A 4,218-nucleotide genomic window follows, 5' to 3' on the forward strand; every position below is an offset into this window, starting at 1 on the left:
CCAGGCATTCTCCTTCGAGCTGGGCAAATGCTACGAGGAAGCGGTCAAGCTGCGCTACCTGGACGTTCTCGCACACGTGGACCAGGGGCTCGCCGAGACCGTCGCGGACAACCTCGGTCTGCCGCACCCGCAGCCGCACGAGGTCGCGGATGTCACTCCGTCGCCCGCGCTATCCCAGGTGGGCAAGACCTGGCCTGTCGACGGCCGCCAGGTGGCGGTTCTGGTCAACTCGAGCGACCCGGTGGACGGGGTTGGAACCCTGCTCAACGAGCTTTTCGACGCCGGCGTCACCCCCCTCGTCGTCTCCGACCGGGGCGGCACACTGACTCTCGACGGTGCAGAGGTGTCCGTGTCCCGCACGTACCTCACCGCCCGGTCCATCGAGTTCGACGCTGCCGTCGTGGTCAACCCGCCCGCGACACCGGCAGTGGCCACGATGCTGGGCGAGTTCGAACGTCACAAGAAGGCCATCGTCCTCGCGGGCGATGACGCCCCCGTCGCGCTGGGCACCGCGCGCGTCGCAGTCAACCAGCCCGGCATCGTCGCCGTCGCCTCCCCCTCCCAGGCCGCGGCCCCGGTGACGGAGCTGCTCGCCTCCCACCGCGTCTGGGACCGATAGCCCAGGCCGCGCCCGCCGCCTCCCGCGGAGGCGGCGTGGCGGGTACGAAGGTGCGGACGTCCGCGGCATCGAGCAGCTCGTGCAGTTCCGCGCGGATCGAGGCGGCGGAACCCTGCGTCGGCTGGCCCCACTGGCCGCAACGCTGGGCGGCCACCGCCGCGCGGTCCGCCAGTTCGTTGAGCGCGTTGCCGTCGTGGCCGCGCACCCAGCTGACCCGCACCTCCACCACCCCCGTTCCTCGGACCTGCTCCAGCCAGCGCAGGCACAGCCTCTCGTGGTCGCCGGCCCCCGGGCGCGTGGCACCCGCGTTGAGTACCCGGGCGGCGGTGAGGGAGTCCGTGAGGTTGTCCACGGTTTCGACGGACCTGCACCTTTTCAACCGCGTGAGCACCATGGCGATGGCCGCGAACTCGCCTTCCGCCACCGTCGCGGCCCGAACCTGCTTCACCTGAACTTTCCCCGTCGAACCCACCGTGGCGATCCCCACCCAGGCTGTCGCGCGGCTGCTGCGGGGCGTCGGTCGCGTAGACGCGCCGCGCCTCCCACTCCGGCACCTCCGGTTCGTCCGGGCACTCGGGGCTGAGGGTGCCGGGGAGCGACTGGCGGCAGGCCTCCCGGGACGCGCGCAGCGCCACTCGGTGGCCGCGCTGCGAACCTCCAGGCCCGGTCGGGCGTCGGCGGTGTCGGACAAGAGGGCACGCACCGTGGAGTCCCCGAGGTAGATCACCATTCCCCCCGTCCTGGTGGCGCCGTACCTCAGTCCACGCCTCCACCACGGGCGCCAGGGCCTCGAAGCGGGAGGAGGCCTTCTCGTGACGGAGAAAGGCCGTCTAGCCGTCAACCGCGGCCGCCACAGCCACCTCTCCCCCCCCGGGAGCTGTGGCGGTCGAGGACGTGGATCGCGGGGATGCGCCGGGAACGGGTGACGGGGAGATGGTGGGTTCCTTTGCATCGGGTGGGTGTGATGCCCCCAACGCAAGGAGCGGGCCGGGCCCCCCAACCACCCGGCCGAACGCCTATTCCCCGCGGTAGGTCTCCCGGTCGGTGCGGAACGCCGTCGCGGAAGCGTGTTCGTGAACCTGGGTGGCCAGTTCGAGCTGGCCGCGGGCCGCTGTGATGAGCTCCTCGAAGACCTCCGGAGCCAGCCCGAGGTGGGAGGCGTTGTCGCGCAGCACCTCCCAGCCGCCGATCTTCCCCGCGATGGCGGAGCGCAGGAGCTCTGCCTCCAGCAGCAGGGACATCGGGGAGCGCTTCACCGCGCGGCCGTTGGGCTTGAGCCGCCCGGCCTTCTCGCTCACCCAGGCCGCCGCGCTCTGGGTGGCCTTCGGCTCCAGGCCGAGGCTGTGGGTGAGGTATTCCAGGAAGTCGCGGTCGGCACGGATCTCGCGGGCGAGCTGCGCGATCTGCGGGAAGACCGGAGTGTCCTGGTAGTTCAGCGTCATCATGTCGAGCCGCTCGACCGCGCCACGGGCCCCGGTGAGGTGGTTGGCCAGGTAGTCCTGCAAAAGCTCGGTGTCCACCTCGGGTGAGATTGCCGCGCCGTTCTCCGCGACCTCGGCGGTCTCCCCCACCGTCAGGCCCAAGTGGGGCATAGCCTTCGACGCCTCATCCTCGGCCCACAGGCTCGGCGAGTCGTGGCCCTCGCCCGCGATCATGGCATCGATGAGCTCGCGTACCGAGTCTTTCGCCGTGCGGGTGGGCTGCCACCCCAGTTCGGTCTTGGCACGGGTGGTGTCCATCAACGGCACGCCCATGGCCATGTCCACCCAGCCGGCATCCGCGGGCAGCGCTCCGGAACGGTGCGCTGCGGTGACGGCCGCCCGTACGACGGCCGGCGGAAGTTCGACGAACCGGCCCTGCCCCACCAGGTCGGCGAAGTCCTTCGGGTAGAGAACATCGTCGGCGGCGATGTTGAACGCCCCGCTGGCACCAGTGGTTGCGGTGAGGCGGTAGGCCTGCGCAATGTCGTCGGCGTGAACCGCCTGGGCGCGTACACCGCGTGGCAGGGGCACCAGGGGCAGGGACGCCTTGCCCAGGAGGCTGACCGGCACCGCGGAACCGAGGAAGAAACGCTGGATCTCGGAGGCCGCATCAGCCTGGAAGATCAGGCCGGGGCGCAGGCGGGCGACGGTAATGTCGGGGTGCGCGGTGACGAAGGCGTCGAGAAGCTCCTCCACGGCGCCCTTGTCCTCGCTGTAGTGGGAGCCCTCGATGCCGCGGGCCTCGAAGTCCTCACCCCGCAGCGGCGGAGTGTCAGTCGGCCCGTCGACGTCCTTGCGCGCCTCATCCGGGCTGTAGGCACCGATGGAGGAGGCGACAACGACGTGCTTCACCCCGGCGCGCACGCAGGCCTCGAGCACGCGGCGGGTTCCCTCCACGTTGACGCGGCGCAGCAGCTCGCGGTCGTGGTTGGGGTAGATGATCCACGCAAGGTGCACCACGGAGTCCGCCCCCTCGAAGGCCTCGGCGAGGGCGGGAACCGTCTCCTCCTCGCTGGCGGCGGCACCGACGTCGATGCTGTGCCACTCCACGCCGGCGTAGGGCTCCTCGCCCTCGGGCGGGACGCGGCGGGAAATCCCCACGATGTCGGTGACGGTGTCGTCGTCGTGCAGGGCGCGGAGCAGCGCGGTTCCGACATTTCCGGAAGCTCCGGTGATCGCGATCTTCATGGTGCTGACCTCTCTTCTCTGCCTGGGCGGTGCCCGCCCGGCGGGTGGCCGGGAAGCCCGCATAAGACTGTTCTAATTAGTGCAGCCCAGTAAACACCAAAACAGCGGGAACCGTTTTGCCCGCGAAGCGCTTACACCCCGTAGGAGCGGGCCAATGCAGTAGCCATGCACCAAGTAAAGTGATCGGACCGTTAAACTGGGGCGCTATGAGTTCAACGAAACCGGATTTGACCACCACGGCGGGTCGCCTGGAGGATCTCCGCAACCGCTTGGAGGAGGCCCAGGCGCCGGTTGGTCGCGATGCCGTTGACGAGATCCACGCCGCCGGCCGGTCCACCGCCCGCGAGCGCGTGGAGAAGCTCCTGGATGCCGGTTCCTTCGTGGAGACCGACGCCCTCGCCCGCCACCGCGTCGAGGCCTACAAGATGGACCGCACCAAGCCACCGACGGACGGCGTGATCACGGGCTACGGGCTTATCGACGGCCGCCGGGTCTGCGTGTTCTCCCAGGACGCCTCCATTTTCCAGGGCGCCGTCGGCGAGGTCTACGCGGAGAAGGTGCTCAAGCTCTACGAGCTCGCCACCAAGACCGGTGTTCCGGTGGTCGGCATCTACGACTCCGCCGGCCCCCGCATGCGGGAGGGTGTGGTCGCCGCCGCGATGCAGGCGCGGATCCTCCGCGCCGCGACCCAGGCCTCCGGCCTCATCCCGCAGATCGCCGTGGTCGCCGGCCCCACCGCGGGCCTCTCCGCGGTGCCCGTGCCGCTGGCGGATCTGATCATCATGGCCGAGGGCGCCTCGCTGCACCTCACCGACCCGGACGTGGTGACCAAGGTCAGCGGCGCAGAGGCCACCGCCGACTCCCTCGGTGGGCCTGCCGTGCACGCCACCAGCTCGGGCCTGGCCCAGCTGGTCGCCGAGACCGATGCCG

General features: G+C 70.4%; 3 protein-coding genes. 2 read left to right on the forward strand and 1 reads right to left on the reverse strand.

Translation table 11 applies throughout. The features are described from left to right. Window positions 1–619: catalase-related domain-containing protein (locus B3611_RS04145; RefSeq protein ID WP_349676573.1), on the forward strand; the 619-nt coding region annotated here is incomplete at its 5' end. Window positions 620–1,635: 1,016 nt separating this feature from the next. Here the strand turns inward: B3611_RS04145 and B3611_RS04150 are convergent. Continuing rightward, window positions 1,636–3,288: an NAD-dependent epimerase/dehydratase family protein gene (locus B3611_RS04150; RefSeq protein ID WP_291313821.1), complete on the reverse strand. Its 1,653-nt coding sequence runs from the start codon at window positions 3,286–3,288 to the stop codon at window positions 1,636–1,638. A 206-nt stretch (window positions 3,289–3,494) separates the two neighbouring features. Between B3611_RS04150 and B3611_RS04155 the strand changes: the two genes are divergently transcribed. Further along, window positions 3,495–4,218: carboxyl transferase domain-containing protein (locus B3611_RS04155; RefSeq protein WP_291313822.1), on the forward strand; the 724-nt coding region annotated here is incomplete at its 3' end.

The sequence above is a fragment of the Corynebacterium sp. UBA2622 genome, assembly GCF_002339505.1.
GTDB lineage: Bacteria > Actinomycetota > Actinomycetes > Mycobacteriales > Mycobacteriaceae > Corynebacterium.

What these genes read in the sequence shown, in the direction of transcription:
- B3611_RS04150 (WP_291313821.1), bottom strand. Translation starts at nt 3,288, where the DNA reads ATGAAGATCGCGATCACCGGAGCTTCCGGAAATGTCGGAACCGCGCTG.